Annotated in this window: 18 protein-coding genes, 1 tRNA gene and 1 pseudogene; 3 read left to right on the forward strand and 17 right to left on the reverse strand. The window is 58.6% G+C overall.

Annotated features, from left to right (window positions below):
* Together dmeF and F0P97_RS23055 are read left to right on the forward strand one after the other, a co-directional pair.
* A complete protein-coding gene (gene dmeF, locus F0P97_RS23050) occupies nt 1–942 on the forward strand; it encodes a CDF family Co(II)/Ni(II) efflux transporter DmeF (RefSeq protein ID WP_182284470.1) in 942 nt (313 codons plus the stop codon).
* A gap of 51 nt (nt 943–993) precedes the next feature.
* A tRNA-Arg gene (locus F0P97_RS23055) sits at nt 994–1068 on the forward strand.
* 358 nt (nt 1069–1426) lie between these two features.
* Here F0P97_RS23055 and F0P97_RS23060 read toward each other — a convergent pair.
* From F0P97_RS23060 to metC, 17 genes and pseudogenes are all read right to left on the reverse strand, one after another.
* Nucleotides 1427–2044, reverse strand: coding sequence for a YdeI/OmpD-associated family protein (locus tag F0P97_RS23060; RefSeq protein ID WP_182284471.1), 618 nt, complete (start codon nt 2042–2044; stop codon nt 1427–1429).
* Nucleotides 2045–2203: 159 nt separating this feature from the next.
* On the reverse strand, nt 2204–3559 hold the full coding sequence (chrA, locus tag F0P97_RS23065; protein WP_182284472.1) for a chromate efflux transporter: 1356 nt from the start codon (nt 3557–3559) through the stop codon (nt 2204–2206).
* Nucleotides 3560–3898: 339 nt separating this feature from the next.
* Nucleotides 3899–4928 (reverse strand): annotated as a pseudogene (locus F0P97_RS23070) (hypothetical protein); the annotation flags it as partial.
* A 101-nt stretch (nt 4929–5029) separates the two neighbouring features.
* Nucleotides 5030–5347: an MliC family protein gene (locus tag F0P97_RS23075; protein ID WP_182284473.1), complete on the reverse strand. Its 318-nt coding sequence runs from the start codon at nt 5345–5347 to the stop codon at nt 5030–5032.
* 190 nt (nt 5348–5537) lie between these two features.
* Complete coding sequence (locus F0P97_RS23080) at nt 5538–7007, reverse strand: sensor domain-containing diguanylate cyclase (protein WP_232538033.1); 1470 nt, start codon at nt 7005–7007, stop codon at nt 5538–5540.
* Between the two features lie 118 nt (nt 7008–7125).
* Nucleotides 7126–8148 (reverse strand): sensor domain-containing diguanylate cyclase, encoded by a 1023-nt coding sequence (locus tag F0P97_RS23085; protein ID WP_182284474.1) that lies wholly within the window; start codon nt 8146–8148, stop codon nt 7126–7128.
* 173 nt (nt 8149–8321) lie between these two features.
* Nucleotides 8322–9070, reverse strand: a protein-coding gene (locus tag F0P97_RS23090) for an IS5 family transposase (RefSeq protein WP_420093890.1) whose coding sequence is annotated in 2 segments (ribosomal slippage) — nt 8322–8743 and nt 8743–9070 — 750 coding nt in all. Because the reading frame shifts where the segments join, the coding sequence is not laid out codon by codon here.
* 54 nt (nt 9071–9124) lie between these two features.
* On the reverse strand, nt 9125–10492 hold the full coding sequence (locus F0P97_RS23095) for an ATP-binding protein (RefSeq protein WP_182284475.1): 1368 nt from the start codon (nt 10490–10492) through the stop codon (nt 9125–9127).
* Nucleotides 10489–11148, reverse strand: a complete 660-nt coding sequence (locus tag F0P97_RS23100) for a response regulator transcription factor (protein WP_182284476.1) — start codon at nt 11146–11148, stop codon at nt 10489–10491. The genes F0P97_RS23095 and F0P97_RS23100 overlap by 4 nt, the downstream gene beginning before the upstream one ends.
* A 146-nt stretch (nt 11149–11294) precedes the next feature.
* A complete protein-coding gene (locus F0P97_RS23105) occupies nt 11295–11699 on the reverse strand; it encodes a hypothetical protein (protein WP_182284477.1) in 405 nt (134 codons plus the stop codon).
* An 85-nt stretch (nt 11700–11784) separates the two neighbouring features.
* Nucleotides 11785–13344, reverse strand: coding sequence for an ATP-binding cassette domain-containing protein (locus tag F0P97_RS23110; RefSeq protein ID WP_182284478.1), 1560 nt, complete (start codon nt 13342–13344; stop codon nt 11785–11787).
* A 284-nt stretch (nt 13345–13628) separates the two neighbouring features.
* Nucleotides 13629–15170 (reverse strand): Do family serine endopeptidase, encoded by a 1542-nt coding sequence (locus F0P97_RS23115; protein ID WP_182284479.1) that lies wholly within the window; start codon nt 15168–15170, stop codon nt 13629–13631.
* Nucleotides 15171–15341: 171 nt separating this feature from the next.
* Nucleotides 15342–15722, reverse strand: coding sequence for an arsenate reductase (glutaredoxin) (gene arsC / locus F0P97_RS23120; RefSeq protein WP_182284480.1), 381 nt, complete (start codon nt 15720–15722; stop codon nt 15342–15344).
* Nucleotides 15723–15927: 205 nt separating this feature from the next.
* Nucleotides 15928–17430, reverse strand: coding sequence for an NAD-dependent succinate-semialdehyde dehydrogenase (locus F0P97_RS23125; protein WP_182284481.1), 1503 nt, complete (start codon nt 17428–17430; stop codon nt 15928–15930).
* 158 nt (nt 17431–17588) lie between these two features.
* Nucleotides 17589–18524 (reverse strand): uroporphyrinogen decarboxylase family protein, encoded by a 936-nt coding sequence (locus F0P97_RS23130; protein WP_182284482.1) that lies wholly within the window; start codon nt 18522–18524, stop codon nt 17589–17591.
* Between the two features lie 75 nt (nt 18525–18599).
* Complete coding sequence (locus F0P97_RS23135) at nt 18600–19595, reverse strand: Bug family tripartite tricarboxylate transporter substrate binding protein (protein ID WP_182284483.1); 996 nt, start codon at nt 19593–19595, stop codon at nt 18600–18602.
* Between the two features lie 57 nt (nt 19596–19652).
* Entirely contained in the window at nt 19653–20861 is a 1209-nt protein-coding gene (gene metC / locus F0P97_RS23140) for a cystathionine beta-lyase (protein ID WP_182284484.1), read from the reverse strand.
* 139 nt (nt 20862–21000) lie between these two features.
* Between metC and F0P97_RS23145 the strand changes: the two genes are divergently transcribed.
* Nucleotides 21001–21474 carry an Lrp/AsnC family transcriptional regulator gene (locus F0P97_RS23145; RefSeq protein WP_182284485.1) on the forward strand — a complete coding sequence of 158 codons (474 nt, stop codon included), beginning with the start codon at nt 21001–21003 and terminating at the stop codon, nt 21472–21474.
* Nucleotides 21475–21502: the final 28 nt, after the last annotated feature.

A 21502-nucleotide genomic window follows, 5' to 3' on the forward strand; every position in this document is an offset into this window, starting at 1 on the left:
ATGACCTCATACACCGCCACCCCATTTACCCGACAGCACTCCCATAGCTTTGACCAAGGCAATCTGCTAGGTGAAAAAAATGCCAAGCAGGCCATGTTGCTGACGCTTGCCATGATGATGTTGGAAATCACCGCCGGCTATTACTTCAACTCCATGGCCCTGCTGGCCGATGGCTGGCATATGAGTTCCCACGCGCTGGCGCTGGGCCTGTCCGTCAGCGCCTATGCCGCTGCGCGCAAACTGGCCAATGACAGACGTTTCAGCTTCGGTACCTGGAAGATAGAAATCCTGGCGGGCTACACCAGCGCCATCTGCCTGTTGCTGGTTGCCGGCCTGATGGCTTTTGAATCCATACAACGCCTGCTCTCGCCTGCCGCCATTCACTATCAGCAAGCCATAGGTGTGGCAACTCTTGGCCTGCTGGTCAACCTGGCCTGTGCCTGGCTGCTCAAGAACGGGCACCACCATCACCACGGCCATGAGCCTCACCACGAGCACGACCATGCACATGGCGACCTGAACCTGCGCTCCGCCTATCTGCACGTGATTGCAGATGCGGCCACATCGGTCATGGCCATCGCAGCGTTGCTGGGCGGCATGCTCCTGGGCTTTGCCTGGCTGGATTCGATCATGGGTCTGGTCGGCTCCGTGATGGTGGCCATGTGGGCCTTAGGCCTGCTGCGCGATAGCAGCCGCGTGCTGCTCGATGCCGAAATGGATGCTCCCGTCGTGGAAGAAGTGCGTGAAGCTGTTGCACAGGGTCCGCAACCCGTCAACATCACAGACCTGCATGTCTGGCGCGTGGGCAAAAACCACTATGCCTGCATCATCGCAGTCGAGGGCGCTGCCACGGTCACACCGGACTACATCCGCCAGTTGCTGTCGGTACACGAAGAACTCACCCACGTCTCCGTCGAAGTCAACCGCACAGAGCAGGCATAAATACGTCGGTTGAAATCCGCAGGCTGGTAACGCAGGTAGAATCCAGCGTCCCTCCCCGTAGTTCAATGGATAGAACGGTCGCCTCCTAAGCGACAGATACAGGTTCGATTCCTGTCGGGGGGACCAAATTCAAGGCCGCGAAGGTGCATAACCTTCCGGCCTTTTTCTTTTCTCCCTCTGTAGACCTCAATTCGAAGTGCGCCAAAGTCCATGGAAGTGTGCCGCAATCCGGGGGCATCTGGGGGCACATTTGGGGGCATATTTTTAAAAGTTGGGGGCACATTTCAGATGCCCCCAGCTTTTGCCCCCAGGCTTCATCTCCCCCGCCCGTCGCCCAACCCCTGCCCGCGTCGGCGTGAATATAGACCAGCCCTTGTCTGGCGCTGGTATATGGGCCATGCTTTTCGACCCAGGCAGCCAGACAGCGCCAGGAATACTGGCCGCTCAATGCAAAATAATGTCCATACGCGTGCGAACTTCGCAATCAAGCCTTGGCACGGGGCGTGAAGAGATGGATGGTTTCGCCGCGGGCAAGCATCTCCACCAACTGAGCGATGCGCCTGGCACGTGTCTCGGCTCTCGCGGCCGTCTGGATACGCCAAAGTATCGCGTAGCGATTGGAAGCGTTGATGCTTGCAAAGAAGGCCTTGGCCGCCGGCTCGGCTTCCAGTGCAGCCAGCAGATCCTCAGGCACAGTGGACGTACGCGCACTGTCATAGGCCCGCGCCCAGCGCCCGTCAGCCTTGGCTGCCTCTATCTGAGCCTGACCCGGGGCCTGCATCCGGCCCGCTTCAATGAGTGCCTGTACCTTGTTGACATTGATTCTTGACCAGACGCTGCGCGCGCGCCTCGGCGTGAAGCGCTGAAGATAGTGCTGGTCGTCAAGACTTTTCTTCTGTCCATCGATCCAGCCCCAGCACAGCGCAATCTCCACCGCTTCGGGGTAGGTGACACTGGGCTCGTTGGCGCCTCGCTTGGCGATCTTGAGCCAGAGGCCTTCGGAAGCAGCGTGATTCTTCTTCAGCCAGGCCTCGAAGGCTTTGGCGCTTTTGAACAGCGTTGGAGCAAGTTCGAGCGGGACGATGGATTTGACGGTAGGCATCACCTGGACCTATGCGACATGAGCACCAGCGTGGCTCGTGACATAGAGACAGGAGCCTGATGGATGGTACGGCAGGGCAAGTTTAACCAGATCCCCAGGCCTGTGGCAGTCGCAAAATGCCCCACACCCTTGAGGCCCCCCGATCAGGGACTTGAGCAATCACCACAACTGCGCAAGCAATCCTGTCAGTCCTGCCGCCACAATGACGTAGATGACATTGATCTTGAAGCGGAGCAACGCGATGCCTGCTGCCAGCCCAATGACAATCGACGGCCACTCTATGTGTCCTGCGAAGCCTTGGGGCCAAATGACATGGTAGGCAAAGAAAACCGCCAGATTCAGGATGACACCCACGACCGCAGCGGTGATCCCGGCCAATGGCGCAGTGAATTTCAGCTTGCCATGGGTGGACTCGATAAAGGGGCCGCCCAGGAAAATGAAGAAGAACGATGGCAGAAAAGTGAAGAAGGTCACTATCACTGCTGCGACGACTCCTGCGAGCAGCAGCGAATCCGCACCGAAGATTGCTTTTGTCCAGCCGCCCACAAAGGCCACAAAGGACACCACCATGATGAGAGGGCCCGGAGTGGTCTCCCCCAAAGCCAGGCCATCGATCATTTGTGTTGCAGTCAACCAATGAAAGTTCTCCACTGCGCCCTGGTAAACATAGGGGAGCACCGCATACGCGCCACCAAAAGTCATCAGCGCGGCCTTGGTGAAGAACCACCCCATTTGTACCAAGGGTGACTTTAGGCCAAACGCCGTGGCGAGCACGCCCATAACGCTGCCCCAAAGCGTCAGGCAGACCAGCGACACCATCCAGAATCCTCGCCAGGAAAATTGTGCATGCGGCGGAGTTGGAGTGTCGTCATCGATCAATGCAGCCCCGAGTGGCTGACTCGCCTTGCCTTTTTCATGGCTGGAACCACCAAAGGCTTCAGGTCGCAATTTGCCACCGATGAAACCGATGACTGCAGCCGCAATGACGATGAGCGGAAACGGAACATTGAACGCAAAAATGGCGAGAAACGCAGCAGCTGCAATTCCCCAATGCCAGCGGCTCTTCAGCGACCTCGAACCCACTCGGTAGGCTGCCTGTGCCACAAGCGCCGTTACAGCGGGCTTGATGCCATAGAAAATGCCCGCAATGACCGGCATGTCGCCGTGGGCCATATACAGCCAGGCCAGAGCAATGATGATGAACAGCGATGGCAGGACAAAAAGAACCCCTGCAAAAATTCCGCCCCATGTCCGGTGCAGCAGCCACCCCAGATAGGTTGCAAGCTGCTGAGCCTCTGGCCCGGGCAGCAACATGCAGTAGTTAAGGGCGTGGAGAAATCGCTTCTCGGAAATCCATCGGCGGCGGTCTACAAGCTCCTCATGCATGAGTGCAATCTGACCTGCGGGACCACCAAAGCTGATGAATCCAAGCTTCAGCCAGAAACGCAGCGCTTCTGAGAGCGAAAGAGAGGCCGGCGCAACCGGATCGGTAGGCCTGGGTAAAACGGTGTCCATAAAAACTCCATAGAGAATATCCAGCTCTTGGACGGGACACCGTCTACCCTTGCGGGACGGGAGGCTGCTTTCCCGATACAGAAATTCTAGCCCAGTCTCCTGTGCTCTCATACACGCCGAAGACAAAGTCTGCAGCGACCGAGAGCAGCGCCAGTACGTAGAGCAGAGCTGTATTTGCTGTGTGCTACAAGGAAATGCATTTGAGTCCTCAACGCCCAGAGCTCCTTCGCTGCAGATCTCTCGCGCATACGAAGGCGCCGAGCGCCGAAATTCCCCCCTTGAAGCACGCCGCAGCTCGGATCGCTAGAACCGCATCACCGATGGAGCTGCTTTCAATATTCAGGCCGCTTCCACAATCGACGAGACATCCAGCACATACATCTGGCGCTGGCTCTCATGCACCGAGTCAATGCATACCTCCTTGCCATCACGGCTCCAACGTGGATGCAGGTCACAGCGGTTTTCCTTGCTCAGTTCCGGATTGGCATAGAAACTGCCCAGATTGCGACGCTCTCCGGTCTGCATGTCGAAAAGGAACAGAAAGCGTTCGTGTGTCCTGTCGTCCGGATAGGTGTCACTCAGCATCCAGCGGGTGCTCACCGGCGAGAATGTCATATGGCCATTTTCCACCAGTACGTCGCGGCCAATCACTTGCACCTCGCCTCCTTCAACGTCGTGATAGAGGTGGTAGTGAATCTCGCCGGCATGCGGCCCCCAGACAATGATGTGCTCGTTGTCCTGCCACAGGGGATGGGAGATCTGGCATTCCGACTTTTCATAGTCAAACGTGCCTACGGCACTGGGGTCGAAGTCGTCGGCAAGCTGCGGCAGCGGATGATCCGAGCACTCCATCAAGCGGATGTCCGAACCGTCCGGATTCATGGTGATCAGGCGATGCAAAAAGCAGGTCTCATCCTTCACACGCTCTGTCCAACGATGCAAAAACAGGATGCGTGAAGAAGCCGGATTGATCTCGATATGGCTTACCCAGTGAATGGCCTTGTCCATCGACGACACATGATGGAATGCCTTGAGTTGCGCATAGCTGACCAGCAATCGGGAATCGCCTGTCGCCAGCTCCATGCGCCAGATGCCGTCGTCGGGGGGCTAGAGGCAATTCAAAAGGCTGGCCGGGCTCGCTGTAACCAATGGTCTCGTGCGTGATGTACAGACGCCGGTAATTGACCGACAGCGCCCAGGCACTGCTGGGCGCTACCACATACACGGGCATGGGCAGAACGCGGCGCTCCTGCGTATCCACATCCAGCACCACGGCGCCAAAGCCTGGGTAACGAGCGGACATATCGCCCGTGCGATCGTTATAGATCAGCTTGCGGCCCAGCTCTGCGGCAAAGGCTAGCCACTCAAGAAAACTCCAGCGTCAGATGACGGCGAACGCCAAATGCGCCTCAAAGGCCTGCGCCTGCAGCCGAGCACATGCGCATGGATGCGGTTGAATTCTGGCGATAGTCAGAGGGCCCCTTGCCGGGCCCTGCATTGGATCGGCACCATGCGGCCGATCTCGACCGTCAGATCCAGTCCTTTTCCTCGGATGGTATTGGGCCCGTTGCTGTAAACGAATCCGGAGCCGCTTGGCTGCTGTGGAAGCTCTACGCCTTGACCGCCGCGTATCAAGACTGCCTTGTTGTTGGCAGGCGAGAAACGCACCGAAATGGATTCTCCGTTTGCACAGGTGAAGGCAACTTCTCGGTCTGCATCTTGAGACGGTGCAGAGCTGCAGGCACTGACGGCGATTGCTGCGAACATGGCAAGCCCGATGACTTTCATAGACTTCTCCCGTGATATTTCAAGGCCAGACTCAAGCAGCCATGAAGAACTCTGGTGTCTTGTAGCACTTCCAAAACTTGGCTGATCGCCTTTGGTCTTTGTCTCGACAGATTGAAATGCACCAACCCGCTACAAGCTCCTACAGTCGGACCGCAACGCGAAGCGGAACTGGATTGACGCATACCTGAGCTCAGGCTGAGCTCACACGCCTGTCGCGCTCCTTGTCCCGGTAAAGGCGTGCTTTTTCAGCATACATGGCCTTGTCCGCCCCTTGAACAATGGCCTCTATAGGCGTGCCTTCCTGGCCACAGGCATGGCCCATGGAAACCTGGATGCTGTGACCCGGATAGAACTGATTGTTCAGCTCCAGCAATGACAAGATGCGCTCCTGCAATGCCACGGCACCGCGCTCATCGGTTCCCGGCAAAAGGACGACAAACTCATCGCCGCCGATGCGGGCGGCGCAAGCCGGCGCATCCACCGCCTTGGAGAGAACTTCCCCCATACGCCTCAGCATGGCATCGCCTGCAGTATGGCCATGCTCGTCGTTGACGACCTTGAGTCCATTCATATCTATGGCAAGCATGGACAAGGGCCAGGGCCCTTTGCGCGACAGTCTGTTCAGCTCTTCGGTATAGAAAGCGCGGTTGCGCAACTGGGTCAACACATCATGCTTGCCCAGGTATTCAAGATAAGCCTCAGCCTTCTTGCGAGCGGTGATATCCACGAGTGACAGCAGCACCAAGCCCCATTTTTCCGCATGGCTGCTCATGATGGCGAACTCCATATGAATATGGAGCACATCGCCGGCCAGCCCGTAGTTCACCACCTCCCGCTGCTGCACCAGCTTACCTTCCCAAAGGTCTATCAGCTGCTCGGCAAACGAATCATACATTTCGCCCCTGAAAACCTTGGACAGATTCTGCAGCAGTTGCTGCTTGCTCTCGGCACCGAACATCTGCAGCGTCTGGCGATTGACATCGAGCACCTGGATTTCCTGCATGCAGCGGGTCACGAATTCCGGATGCACTTTCAGAAAAGTCCGGAAATCGGTGATTCCGCGCGCTCTCACATCGTCCATCAGGCGCTTGACCACGCTGAAGTCCTCGACCCACAGCGACACCGGCGAGTACTCGAACAGGTCTCTGGAGTATTGCTCGCTGCGCTGAAGCTTCACCGTGCTCTGCACCTCCGTCGTCACATCCTCCAGGGAGACCAGCACCCGGCTCCAGCTTTTCTCGTAGCCCGGCAGCACACGCGCCCTCACCTGCACATCAAGCCGCCTTCCATCCAGGGCATAGTTGACCGAACGGGTCTCGAAATTGAGCGCACCTTCCCAGAGAGCGACCAGTTCGCTCATGATGCTGTCGAGCATGTCGCCGCGAAAGACCTCGTTGAGCCTGCTCTTCAGGGTTTCCTCATCTGCGGCCTTGAACAGGTCAAGCGTGTATTGATTGACCCGCAGCACCTTGTAGGACTGACTGCAAAGCTTGAGCCGCTCCGGATCTTCTTTGAGAAAACTGAGCAGATCGCTCACGCCCTGCGCCCGCCATTGATCGAAAATCTGTCTCAGGCCGCTGTAATCCTCCATCCAGAGCGATACCGGGGCCAGGTTGAACATATCCTCGAAGTCCAGACCTTCTGCGAGCGAATTTTTCACAAACGATACCTCCGCCAACGATTATTACCGAGACTTCAAGCCTGCACGCAGCCCCCTTTTGCAAGGTCGACCGACTGTCGTGCAGCCATGAAAAAGACTCCCTGGGAGTCTTTTAAAGTCAGATCACCTCAGGCAGTCTCTGCCTTGCGGCTTTCACTTTGTACATCGCAGCATCGGCTTTCTGCAAAGCATCATCCACATCGGTGTCATCGGGTATCAAACAGACCATGCCCACGCTGGCTCCTGCGTACTCGATCTCACGTCCGTCGGCCAATTGCAAGCTGGCGGCAGAGGCTTTGCTCAGTCGCAACTGCATCTCCCTGATCACGGCTTCAGCGTCTTCATCCAGCAAAGGCCCTGCACCGACCATGACGAATTCATCGCCACCGAAACGAGCCAGCATGTCACTGCTGCGCAGTCCTGCTCGCAATTGCTCGGCCATGGCACGCAGCAACGCATCCCCAGCCTCATGACCAAACTGGTCATTGATCTGCTTGAAGCGGTCAAGATCCACAAAGCCTACGAGCACCCATTCACGGGTGCGGCGGCAATGAGCAATGAGCCGGTTTAGCTCCTCGGTCACGCAGCGACGATTGGGCAATCCAGTCAGGGAATCGAGCATGGCCAACGAGGCCAGCTCCTCGTTGGCATGCTGCAGCGATCTCACCAGTTGCTCGCGCTCGGCAAAACCTGCAATGATCTTGGCAAACAGGCGCAGCAAATCCTCGGCCTCTGCTGCCAGCGCGACGGAATGGTCGCTGGCTGCACACAAAGTGCCGAACAGCGCACCATTGGAAAAACGCACGGGCGTGCTCACATAAGTCTGGATACCCAGTTGACGCGCTGCATCCGAGTCGCCCCAGCACTCGCCGACATTGTCAGTAAAGGTACGCCCTTCATCGAGCGACCGCTTGCACAAGGTGTCGTGCCAGGGCACCTCCAACCCTTCAGGAATCTTCATTCCTCCCGTATTGAGGGAGTACAGAACATTCTGAATACCACGTGCCTCATCCACGGTGGTGAGATAGGCCGACTCCAGATCAGTCACTTCCACCATGATTTCCAGCAGAGGTCGCGTGAAGCTGGGCAGATTCTGAGATGCGGAGACGGTCTGGGAAAGGCGTTGAATAATTGATGGCATGGTGCAATTTGGGGGTACGGCCGCACGACAAGTGCAGCAGCTCAAGCAAAGCCGAAAGTCTAGGCATCATCACTTTCATTCGACTGAGACTATCTTTCAATCTTGCAATGAAAACCAGATCCCAACGCCCATATTTTCAAGCAATCGATTGTCAGACTAGGACGTGTTGAGATTTAACGTGAATTGATCACAGCCGATGCCAGCGTGATGACAGCAGCGAAGCTGCTGTCTGTCTTGTCGCTGCGCATTGCAATGCGCTTGAACTCCTTGAGCTTGCAAAAGAAGTTCTCGATCAAGTGCCGCCACTTGTAGACCTCTATATCAATCTGCAAGGGCGCTCGACGATTGGCCTTTTGTGCAATCACCACTTGGCAACCCTGTGCCAGCAAGTGTTGCTTCAGCCAGTCTGCGTCAAACGCTTTGTCGGCCAGCAATGTCCGCAGGTCTATGCCTTCGAGCAGCTGTTCTACACCTTGAAGATCATGCCGTTGGCCTGGCAGCAACACAAATCGGATCAAGTTTCCAAGGGCATCCGTCAGCGCCAATATCTTGGTGGTCAAACCACCTCGACTGCGACCTATGGCCTGGCTCGCAGACCCCCTTTTGCACCCTGTCCATGCCTGTGCACTCGCACAATCGTTGCATCCACCATCACGTATTCCATGTCCGGTTGATCGCTGACCGCGTCAAACAGCTTTTGAAAGACATCAGCTTTGACCCAGTCGCGAAACCGTTTGAAGACGGTGTTCCACTTGCCAAATTCAGGCGGCAGATCTCGCCAAGGGCTACCTGTACGCGCAACCCAAAGCACTGCTTCCAAGAACAGTCGATTGTTGGAGCCACTGCGTCCTCGATCCCCAATCTTCCCTAGACACAATGGGCTCATACGAGCCCATTGTTCATCTGTCAAAACGTATCGCATCACAGCGCGATTGTGACGCCACCCCGGAAGGTAAAAATCAAATCTCAACAGACCCTAGGACTGAGGCCACAGGACCCTGACACGCAAACCGCCCAGTTGCGGCGACTCGTCAAGCCACAGCTGGGCACCGCTGCTTTGTGCAATGCTTTGCGCAATGGCCAGGCCCAGGCCACTGCCACCGGCCATGCCACCAGCCCCCTGACCGCGCACAAAACGATGCAGGACCCGCTGACGCTCGGCCGGTGCAATGCCGGGGCCCGAGTCTTCCACCACCAGTGCACGTCCGTGCTCGTCCTGCAACCAGCCCACATCGACTCGTCCCCCTGCGGGAACGTATTTGATCGCGTTGTCCAGCAGATTGCGCAGTAACACCGCCAGTGCCTCGGCGTCTGCGGCCACGCTGAATGCGGACTGCTGCTGCGGGTCTTCACTCAGGCCCATGTCCAGCCCCTTGGCCTGGGCAGCCGGCGCGGCATCAGCCAGGGCCTGCTCGACCAGCACGCGCAAGTCAGCCAGCGGCGCATCTTCAGTCTGTGGCCTGGCTTCCTGCCTGGCCAATGCAAGCAACTGCTCCACCAGTCGCCTGGCGCGCTCGATCCCTTGCGCCAGACGGGCCTGCGCCGACTCGCGCTCGGCACTGTCCGTCGCTTTGCGCAGCAGCTGCAATTGCAGCTGCAACGCGGCCAGCGGCGAGCGCAGCTCATGCGCAGCATCTGCCACGAAATTCTGCTGGGCCTCAAAAGCCTGCCGTACGCGATGCAGCAGGCTGTTAAGCTCCTCTACCAACGGGCGCATCTCATCCGGCAGATCATGCTCCGCCACGGGTGCCAGATCCTGGGGCTGACGCAGGGCCAACTCCCTGCGCACACGCTGCACGGGAGTCAGTGAACGGCGAATCACCCACCACACGGCCAGCGCCAGCAGCGGCAACAGCAACACCACAGGCAGCAAGCTGCGCCAGGCGGCTTCACGCGCGAGCATCTGACGCACGCGCATGTCCTGTGCGATCTGAATCACCTGAGAGCGTGTCTGCAGTGAGAACACACGGTAGGTCGTGCCACGCGCAGGCACATCGGCAAAGCCCAGCACGGCCATCTGGGGCAAGGCATCGCCCAGAGCCGACTCGAAGATTCTCAGTCCCTCATTGGTCCAGACCTGGACGATGAACTCGTTGTTTTCATCTTCGGGCGGCGTTCCCTGCGGCCTGCCTTTGGCATCGACCGGCAGACCCGCCCGCAGCGCAAACGCCGTCTGCTGCATCTGGTAGTCGAACAGCGTATCGGTCTGCGCCAGTGCATTGCGATAGGCAAACACCCCTTGCAGCACGGCCACCATCAAAATCGCCATGCCGATGAAAAGCAACAGACGCCCGCCCAGCGAGCCAGGTAGCTTCAACCGCCGAAATGCTTGGTTTTCGCTCATGGCCTGGGCACCATATAACCAAGACCGCGCACATTGAGCACCGCTGCAGCGCCGAGCTTCTTCCGCAACCCGTGGATATAGACCTCCACCGCATTGCTGCTGACCTCATCGCCCCAGCCATAGAGTTTGTCTTCGATTTGCTGACGTGACAGCGTGGCCCCCGGCCTTGCCAGCAATGCCTGCAACACTGCCCATTCACGACCGGACAAAGTAACCGGCTGGCCATTCACGCTGGCCTCGCGAGTATTGGGGTTCAGCATGACGCCGCCATGTTCGTACACCGCCTCCAGATGTCCGGCCGCACGGCGCGCAAGCGCACGCATGCGCGCCAGCAACTCATCCATGTCATAGGGCTTGACGACATAGTCATCGGCCCCGGCATCCAGTCCGGCAATGCGATCACGCACAGCATCACGTGCAGTGGCAACCAGCACAGGCGTGGCATCCTTTCGGGCCCGCAATTGACGCAGCACCTGCAAGCCATCAAGCTTGGGCAATCCCAAATCGAGCAGCACCAGATCGTACTGGTGGCCATGCAAGGCCGTATCGGCCTGGGCTCCATCCTGAACCCAGTCCACCACATAGCCCTCACCGCGCAGCAGCGCCAGCACGGCCTGGCCGATCATGGTGTCATCTTCAACGAGCAGTAAACGCATGGCGCAAGGATAGCGCCGCTACAGCAGGAATGCCCAGCACCAGAAACAAAGGGTGCATCGCACGCAGCCTGCATGCCCGCAAGGCGGCAAGCGAGGCAGCCCCACCCCAAGCGGGCAAGCCGCCACCTCACATGAGGAGCTGCCGGTTACACCGCAGCTTCGATGCCGGGCATCGCCATGCGAGCCTTGGTCAATGCCATGCCCAGGTTGGCGGTACGGCGACAGACAAAGACTGCCACATAGTCGGGCACTGCCTTGCTACGCAGAAAGACGTGAATCAGGTTATCGCTGTTGACGATGATTTCCTGAAAATAGTGGTGACCATCATCACTGAGGCCGCGCGAACGCTTGAACAAGGTCTCGATCATGGAGATATTGGGGCCGTTGAACAGGTCGGCCGTAGCCGCCGCCACCAGATCAATCACCTCACGCGGATGGGAGTCCACGGTGCGAATCGACAGCAACATGCCCGAAGCAGCATCCACATAACCAGCGGCCAAGCACTCAGGGACCGAAGCCACGGCCTTCGTCAATACGGTATCCAAACTCATTACGCTCTCACTTTCCTGTTGCTAATCTTTCGTGTCATGGCCGTTTGCAGTCCGCAGCGGCCATGCTTTGGTGGTCTTGAAAACATCACGCCATCTTTTGCAGCAGTGCGTTTTCGAATTCATAAAGAAGCGCTTCCTGCGCCTCGGATTGCACATACTGAGCATCAATCAATCGCACACGGCGCAGCGCCTCTTCGGCAGTCAGGCCCTCGCGCACCAGCCAGGCGGCAAGCACGGTTCCGGTGCGGCCCAATCCAGCAAGGCAGTGCACGGCAAGCACTTCTCCACGGCGCAGGGCGACCGACATGCGTGCCAGCAGCATCTGCATCTGAGCCACTGTCGGTGGCTCTTGGTCATAGACCGGCAGGTGAAAGTTCTTGAGCCCATTGCGGGTCAAGGCATCCTGCGGGAAGTCCTTTTCCGTCAGCGTGATCAGCATGGTGATACCGCAACGGCTCAGAGCTCTGAGGTCGGCGTCCATGTCGTGCACCACGCCCGGCCAGGGCGTACCTGCCAGCCTCCCTGGCACCAGCCAGGAAAATCCGTTCGGGCCGCGGCTGGCTGGCATGGCATTTTCAGCAGCCAGCAATGGCTGCATTTCCATCAGCACAGCCGCATTCGGGGTGCGAGGCTGATAGCGGGCTGCGGGGGACAGGCCAGATGACGCGACCGCTGCCGGTTGCGGCAGAGCAGGTTCAGGCGCAGAGACCGACGTTGACGCAGGCAGCACGGGCTCCAGTTTGAGGGGAGCCACGACCTCACTCACGACCGCCGCAGATGCAGGCAGGTCGGAAAATTCGGCAATGGCCGCCAAGGCAGCGGCAGGCAAGGGAGGTGGCGGCAGCACATCGTCGGCCAGCTCATTCAAGGGGGTACCCGGCATGGGGACAGCGCAGCTGCCGGTACGCAGGAATTGCTGACCGGCGGCACTGAGCGGCCGCTGAGTGAACGCAGCCATTGCTGCGGCTTCCTGGATACGCCCGCCTGCGAGCAACAGCATCTGCTGCGCAGCAGCCTGGGCATGCTGCTGCTGATGCGTGATCAGCAGCACACTGCGCTGCTGACCGATCTGCCTGATCACGTCCAGCAGCAAAAATGCCTCATAGCCCTCCAGCTCGGCCGTGGGCTCATCGATCATCAACACCGCCGGCTTGGCCCAGGCCTCACGCAAAATGGCCACGGCGCGTTGCTGCACCGCACTCAACAGCATGGTGGGCTTGTCCAGCATCTGGGCCAGCTCGGCCAGTCCATAGTGCTGCAGCTGCTCGCTCACCCAATGGCGCCACTCCAGTGGCGCACGCGGATCCCTCTGGCGCGCCTTCTCGATCAGTGCATCCAAGGTGTTGGCGCGCATGAGCCGGGCATGCTGCTGTACCAGGCCCGGCAAGGCCTGCACGCCGTTGGCGCTCCAAGGCATGTCCAATGGCCGATCGGCATAGACCACCTGTCCCCAGCTGCGAAAGCGCGGATTGCTCGCATTCAGCCCGGCCAGCGTGCGCAGCAGCGTGGACTTGCCCGTGCCCGCAGGACCCAGCAATGCGGTTACGCCTGATTGCGGCAGCGTGAAATCCACTTCAGCCAGAACCACACGTTGACCAAATGAAGCGCCCAGGCCTTGCACCTGCAGACTGTGTTGCTGATTCAAAAACTCCTCCCGTCGCAACGCCTGCTCCGAGGAGCCGTCACGATGTATTTGCGGTCAAGCTGAATCGCCACCACATGACGTCAAAAAGACAAATGAATACGTCAACTCGACAGTCTATGGCATTACCTCTCCTGAAACTCGTTACTTCTTGAAATATGACAACATTATGTAAAAAATCATCGGATATTCATTTATTCATATATTTTTTGTTTTAAATCAATAAAAGCAGATAAAGAAAAACCGCAACCCGGGAGGTTGCGGTTTCTGCTTATTAAGTGCGTCTATCAGCCCAGTCGCACCGGCACAAAGATTTTGTTGCCATCACGCCAGATCAGCACAGCCACGGTCTTGTCCGCTTTGGCGACTGCGGCCCGCACCTCATCGATATTTCCGGCAGGTGCTCCATTAATGGACAGCAGCACATCTCCCTGGCTGATGCCTGCTGCTGCAGCCGGGCCGCTGGCCTGAGCCACCAGCAGGCCGGTGTCCACACCAATCTGCTTTTTCTCCTCTGGCTGCAGGGGGCGCAGCGCCAGTCCCAGCTTGCCCTTGTCTCCATCGGGTGAAGACTTGGCCACCTTCACCGCCTTATCGCTGGCATCGCCCAGGGTCGCACTCAGAGTCTTGGATTCACCCTTGCGCCAGACTTCCAGCGTTACTTTCTGCCCCGGCAAGGCCTGGCCGATAAAGGCTGGCAGATCGCCCGAACCAACAACGGGCTTGCCATCCACCTTGCGCACCACATCGCCTGGTTCCAGTCCGGCCTTGGCGGCAGGGCCATTCTTTTCGACACTGGCCACCAATGCACCTTCGGGCTTATCCAGCTTGAAGGAATCGGCAAAGGCCTGATTGACCTCCTGCACACTCACGCCCAGCTTGGCATGCTGTGCCTTACCCGTTGCCTGAATCTGCTGTTGCACTCGGGTTGCCAGTTCGATGGGAATCGCAAACGACACCCCTTGATACCCGCCCGAGCGGGTGTAGATCTGGCTGTTGATACCCACGACCTCGCCCTGTGCGTTGAACAGCGGGCCCCCAGAGTTTCCGGGGTTGATCGCCACATCCGTCTGCAGAAAAGGCACAAAGGAGTCGTCAGGCAGAGAGCGCCCCTTGGCACTCACCACGCCAGCCGTCACGCTGTTCTCAAAGCCGAAGGGCGAGCCGATCGCCAGCACCCAGTCGCCCACACGCAGCTGGCTGGTCTGACCCAGCTTGACCGTGGGCAGGCCGCTTGCGTCAATCTTGAGTACCGCCACATCGGTCTTGGGGTCGGCTCCCAGCACCTTGGCCCTGAACTCGCGACGGTCGTTGAGCTTGACCGTCACCTCCTTGGCGCCATGCACCACATGGGCGTTGGTCAGAATCACGCCATCGCTGGACACGATAAAGCCCGAGCCCTGTCCGCGCATGGGTGTATCGGGCTGCTGCGCACGTGGCCCCATGCCCTGACCACCGGGCATGCCTGGAATGCCGAACTGGCGGAAGAATTCAAAGAAGGGATCGTCGGGGCTGATGCCCGGGCCCTGTTGCTGGCGTTCGCTGGTCTGGTCGCCTTCATCGTCGCTCATGGCACGAGAGGACCCCACCACGCTGATATTGACCACGGCCGCGCCGTTGCGCGCCGTGATATCCGCAAAATTGGGAGCATTCACCGTAGGCAGGTTAAGCGCTGCGGGCTGCGCAGCCGCTGCAGATTGCGTCACCTGCGCCTGGGCAGCGCTGCGGGTTCCCACCAGGCCGGCGCCGGTGGCGCCCAGTGCGCCAATCGCACCTGCAGCCACCAGAGCCATCACCAGTCGGCGAGGTGTGGACAGAATTGTGTTCATGGTCATCCTTTCAAAAAAGCACCGGATCGGTGTCGTTGAAGGGAAGTTTGAACGTCCACACTTAGGCGAGACTTAGGCGCTTGAGGTATTCACCAATGCACCTGGGCCAGAAGCAGCCTGCATCTGCAGTTCAATGAGTTCAGGCCATTTTCAATCTGCCACCTGCCTCGCTCAGATCAGCTCCAGCACCAACTCTGGCGGGCGACAAAGCTTGGCCCCCTTGGGGGTGACCACAATGGGTCGATTGAGCAGCACCGGATGCGCAGCCACGGCCTGAATCAGCTGGACATCGCTGACCGCTGCGTTATCCAGGCCCAGTTCCTTGAACTGAGCTTCCTTGGTACGCAACAAGTCACGCACCGCAACGCCCAGGTGTGCCACCAGCTCTGCCAACTCTGGCGCCGTCAGCGGCGTGGCGATGTAATCCACGATATTGGGCTCGATGCCATGCTCGCGCAGCAGCGCCAGCGCGCCGCGCGAATTGCTGCAGCGGTTGTTGTGGAAAATGGTGATGTCAGGGCGATTCACGGGGGTGTCTGTACTTGTGCTCATGGCTGCAGTGTAGCCATGCCAGCCACCAATGGCCCCATGCAGGTCCATGCCTGCGTGGTCTGCGGCCAGGCCCGCCGACACACTGAGAAGGTACTTTCAGACCACGCTGAGCCCTGAGCTTGGGCACACAGCGCGGCCTAGTGGCTGCACTCTTCACGTCGCGCGCACCAGATGCCCTTCAACAGCGCAGCAGACCTGATCTGCCTCAGGCACCGGTCAATACATCTCCCACGCACAGGTACTTGATTTCCACATAGTCATCAATCCCGTGATGCGATCCTTCACGGCCCAGGCCCGACTGCTTGACGCCACCGAAAGGCACATGTTCGGTTGCCAAAATACCGACATTCACGCCCACCATGCCGAACTCCAGCTCTTCACCCACACGGAAGATGCGGCCCACATCACGGGTGTAGACATAGCTTGCCAGGCCAAACTCGGTCACATTGGCAGCGGCAATGACTTCCCGCTCGGTATGAAAGCGCAACACCGGAGCCAGCGGCCCAAAGGTTTCCTCACGCGCACAGACCATGCCGGCCGTGACATCGGCAAGAACCGTTGGCTCAAAGAACTGACCGCTGCCCAGATTGCTCAGGCGGTTACCGCCCGCCACCACGCGCGCACCGCCTGCCAATGCATCGTCAATGTGGCGCTGCACCTTCACCAGAGCAGCTTCTTCAATCAGCGGCCCCTGCACCACGCCATCCTCAAAACCATTACCCACACGGGCCTGACGGACGCGCTGCGCAAATTTTTCGACAAACGCCTCATACACACCGTCCTGCACATAAAAACGGTTGGTGCAGACACAGGTCTGTCCAGAGTTGCGAAACTTGCTGGCAAACGCACCTTCCACAGCGGAATCCAGATCTGCATCGTCAAAAACGATGAAGGGTGCATTGCCACCCAGCTCCAACGACAGCTTCTTGACCGTGGGTGCGCACTGGGCCATGAGAATACGACCCACTTCCGTGGAGCCAGTAAAGCTCAGATGACGCACGATGTCGCTCGCACAAAGCAGGCGGCCAATGGCAATGGAGTTGTTGCTGTCGGCACACAGCACGTTGATCACACCTGCCGGAATACCAGCGCGCACGGCCAGCTCGGCCGCTGCCAGTGCAGTCAATGGTGTCAGCTCTGCCGGCTTGACCACCACGGTGCAGCCCGCAGCGAGCGCCGGAGCGACCTTGCGGGTAATCATGGCCAGAGGAAAGTTCCAGGGCGTGATCGCGGCGCACACGCCAATAGCCTGGCGCAACACCAGCAAACGGCGGTTGTTGTCAAAGGTGGGCAGCGTCTCGCCGTTGATGCGCTTGGCTTCTTCCGCAAACCACTCCACAAAACTGGCGGCATAGGTCACTTCACCGCGAGCCTCAGCCAAGGGCTTGCCTTGCTCCGCCGTCATGATGCGGGCCAGATCATCCGCGTTTTGCTGGAGCAGATCGAACCAGCGGCGTAGCAGCTGGCTGCGCTCCTTGGCGGTCTTGCGACGCCATTCCAAGCCTGCTGCTTCGGCTGCATCAATAGCCTGCCGGGCCTGCTCTACTGTCAGGTTCGCTACATCAAGCAGATGCTCGCCCGTAGCGGGGTCATACACAGCAAAGCGTGAAGGGGCGGACAGCCACTGCCCGTTCACCAGTGCATCGGCACGCAGCAAAGAGGGATCTTTAAGCGCCAGCAGAGGGCGTGAAACATTGTTTTGAGTCATTTTTATATGATCAGTTCTGCGGAAAGAATGCCGCTGACGCGACAAAGAGTACAGGCGCAAAGTGATGCTGCAAGCAACAGCGGCCATCACGGTAGCCAGGCACCGCCCGACATTGCCAGCGCGCACGTTTGCCCGCTCGCGCTGCCAACTGCCGGACATCAGGCCTGCCCACTGGTGTAGTCGCGCAGGAAATGCAGATTGCGCTGCGAGGTGAACGACGGGATGGTGCAGCCAGGAGCCAGAATGAAGTTCTGACTGCCCACCTGCTGCAGGCAGTCATCGATTTCTGCAGCGATTTCGGGCAGTGTGCGCTCCTGAATGCGCGTTTCGTCGATACCGCCCATCAGACACTTGTCGGTCATGGCACGCAACTGGGACAGGCTGGGGTTGGTGGGCAGACGATCCGAAACACTGAGCACTTCAAAGGGGTAGCCGCCAATGCGCTCCATCTCCAGCGCACTTCCATGCACGTGCAGCACGCGTGCCATGCCTTCGGCGGCCTTCAGCACGGCAACCGTAAAAGGCTTCTGGAATTGTTCATGCTGCTCCTCGGTGGCCCCGCGTGCCATATGAGCAGGCATGGCTCCGTTGATAGACAGGAACATGCCCTCAATACCCAGTGCCTTGACGGCAGCCATGTACTCGCACATCACCTCGGTCACGACTTCCAGCGCAGCCAGCGCCTCGCCGCGATGGGCATACATGCGAGGGCCTTGAGAAAAGCCGATATTGCGCACGATCTGCTGGAAAGGCTCGAAACCGGTCTCGAGCAGCGGTGTCTCCGGGCAGGCATCCTGAATGCGCTGCAGACATTCGAGCTGGGCCACAAAGCCCGGGTCCTTGAGCGAGATGCGCGTGTAGGCACGCAGGCTCTCGGCGCTGTCCAGAGTCTGCACACCCGCCGGCACGGGGTAGCGATAGTCATTCATGACCTTGAGCACATCCCATTGGTACTCGCGCAGAAACTCAATATGCAGGTCGGCGGACTTGCTGCCGCTGAGGTGGTCGGAGAGAAAGTGCACCCATGCCGTGACAGGTGCTCGATCGACAGGCTGGCCTTTAACTGCAGCAAGAAAGCGTTGACGTTTATTCATGTTCCGGGGAAATCTCAAAAAGGGAAAGCAGGCAGCGTGGAGCTGAAAAAAGCGTTCTGAACCATGCGCCCGCGTTTACTGGGGTTGCACATTCGCACCGCGCAGCAGCTCACCCACCGTGGCCATGCTGTCTTGCAGACGCTTTTGGTAGGCCGCTGGCGATGCGCTGGGTGCCGGGAACATGGCCTGGCCTTCCACCGCAGTACGAAACTCAGGGTCAGCCACAACCTTGCTGATCTCGGCATACAGCTTGTCCAGGATGGGCTGGGGTGTACCACCGGGCGCTGCCACACCAATGCGGGTCACAAAACGGTAAGAAGGAAAGCCTGCTTCGGTCGTCGTGGGCACTGCGGGCAGCATGGGAAGGCGCTGGGCCGATGTCACCGCCAGTGCCTTGAGCTTGCCGGCCTGAATATGAGGCAGCGGTGTCTGGGGCAGATCGAACATGACCTGTATGCGCCCCGCCAGCAAATCCAGGATCGCCTGCGATGCACCCTTGTACTGCACGTGATTGAGTTGCACCCCGGTCTGGCCCGAGAAGTTCTCACCTGCCAGATGCAGGGTATTGCCCAGCCCGGCCGAGCCGAAGTTCACCTCTGCTGGATGAGCCTTGGCATAGTCCACGAACTCTTTCAGGGTGGACGCCGGGAACGACTTGGGCACGGAGATCACCAACGGCGACTCCACCAGGTTGGTAATGCCGGAAAAGTCCTTGACCGGGTCAAAAGGCAGCTTCTTGTTGAGAGCCTGCAGCGAGGCATGGGTCAGCTCACCAATCAGGTAGATGGTGTAGCCATCTGGCTTGGCCTTGGACACATGCTCGGCAGCAATGATGGTGTTGCCACCGGGACGGTTATCCACAATGAAGCTGTGCTTCATGTTGTCACCCATCTTGCGTACCAGCAGTCGTGCGACAAAGTCGGACGAGCCACCGGCAGCGTAAGGAACCACGATGCGAATCGGCGTATTGCCGGCGGGGTAGCTCCCTGCCTGGGCCTGCGACAAAGCCGGGGCTCCAGCCAGCAAAGCGGCTGCACCCCATGCAAAGCTGCGACGTGTAATCGAGGACATGCTTGTCTCCTTGGAGTTCGTTAAAAATTATTCAAGGGTCATTCGAGCAGTCGGCGTTTATCCAACTGCAACTAAAGCCCGCTCTGTATCTGGAATCAGCCGTTCGGCTGCCTCCAGCGCCTGACACAGATCAGCGGCCAGATCACCGGCATCCTCCAGCCCTGCATGGATGCGCACCAGCGGCCCCTTCAGATCCCAAGTCTGGGTATTGCGCCTTGGTGCGTCCATGGGTAGCACCAGGCTTTCATAACCGCCCCAGGACAAACCAATACCAAACAGCTGCAAGCTGTCGATGAAGGTCGCCAGGGCCTGGCGTTCCATAGGGCGCAATGCAATCGAAAAGAGTCCGCTGGCACCGGTGAAGTCACGCTTCCACAAGGCATGGCCTGGGTCCTGCGGTAGCGCAGGGTGCATGACACGCTGCACCATCGGATGCTGCTGCAGCATCTGCGCCAGGTGCAGCCCTGTGGCCCAGTGATGCTGCATGCGCAATGGCAGCGTACGCATGCCACGCAGAGCCAGGAAAATGTCGTCCGGCCCAATGGTCTGACCAAAGTCCTGCACGCCCTTTTGCAGCAGCGGCCAGGCCCGCTCGTTGGCAGTAGCCACACCAAGAATGGCATCCGAATGGCCCACGATGTACTTGGTTCCTGCCTGCACCGAGACATCCACACCATGCTCGAAAGGCTTGAAGAACAACGGTGTGGCCCAGGTGTTGTCCATCACCACATAGGCACCCACGGCATGAGCCTGCGCGGCAATGGCCGGAATGTCCTGCATCTCGAAAGTGCCCGAGCCTGGAGCCTCCACAAACACAACACGTGTGCTCTTGCGCATCTGTGTGGCAATGCCCGCACCGATGCAGGGATCGTAGAACTCGGCTTCGATTCCAAAACGTGCCAGCACGCGCTCGCTGAAGGCGCGGGTCGGGCCGTACACGCTGTCGGGCAGCAATACATGATCCCCTGTACTGACCAGCGCCAGAATGGCGTGCGTGCAGGCGGCCAGACCGGAGGGCAGGACGATGGAGCGAAAGCCCCCCTCAGCTTCGGCCATCGCTTCTTCCAGTGCACCCGTGGTCGGCGTCCCAAACCGCCCATAGGAGGCATAGGGGTTGTCAGGCCGCTTGCGACTCTCCCACTGCGCAAGGCTTGTCGAGATGATGGTGGAGCCTCGGTAAATCGGCGTATTCACCATCCCATGGTGAAGCTCTGGCCGGCGTGCGGCATGCGCCAAGAGAGTGGAGGCCTGGTGTGCAGTGGACATGTAGGAGGGCATCAATTAAGTCTTGTAATGCCTCCAGTCTAGGAACTACCCGCTAGAAAAGGGATTTAATTCTCAGACTGCTATTTTAAATTCATGCAAAATATTTCTAATAATATTTATTCTTTGAGAAAAATTTTTCATGGACCGCATAGACATAAAAATCCTATCCTTGCTTCAAGAGGACTCCAGCCTCTCCTTGCAGCAACTGAGCGAAGCTGTTCACCTCTCCTCCACACCGTGCTGGCGGCGGCTGCAGCGACTTGAGCAAGAGGGCTATATCCAAAAGCGCGTGGCCCTGCTATCGCCACAAAAGCTCAATCTAGGGGTCACGGTCTTTGTCTCCATTCGCACCACCCAGCACAACGATCAATGGATGCACAAGCTCACGCGAGTGATTGACGACATTCCCGAAATCGTGGAGTTCTATCGCATGAGCGGCGACATCGACTACCTGCTGCGAGTGGTCGTGCCCGATGTCCAGAGTTATGACGCCGTGTACAAACGCCTGGTCAAAGGCATAGAACTCTCAGGTGTGTCATCGAGCTTTGCCATGGAGCAAATCAAGTGGACTACCGCCCTGCCGCTGGACTACATTCCGATGTCCAAATCCTGAAGACAGCATGGCCTGCAAAGAGCTTCTG

Origin of the sequence: Comamonas testosteroni (assembly GCF_014076415.1) — a bacterium.
Taxonomy (GTDB): domain Bacteria; phylum Pseudomonadota; class Gammaproteobacteria; order Burkholderiales; family Burkholderiaceae_C; genus Comamonas; species Comamonas testosteroni_F.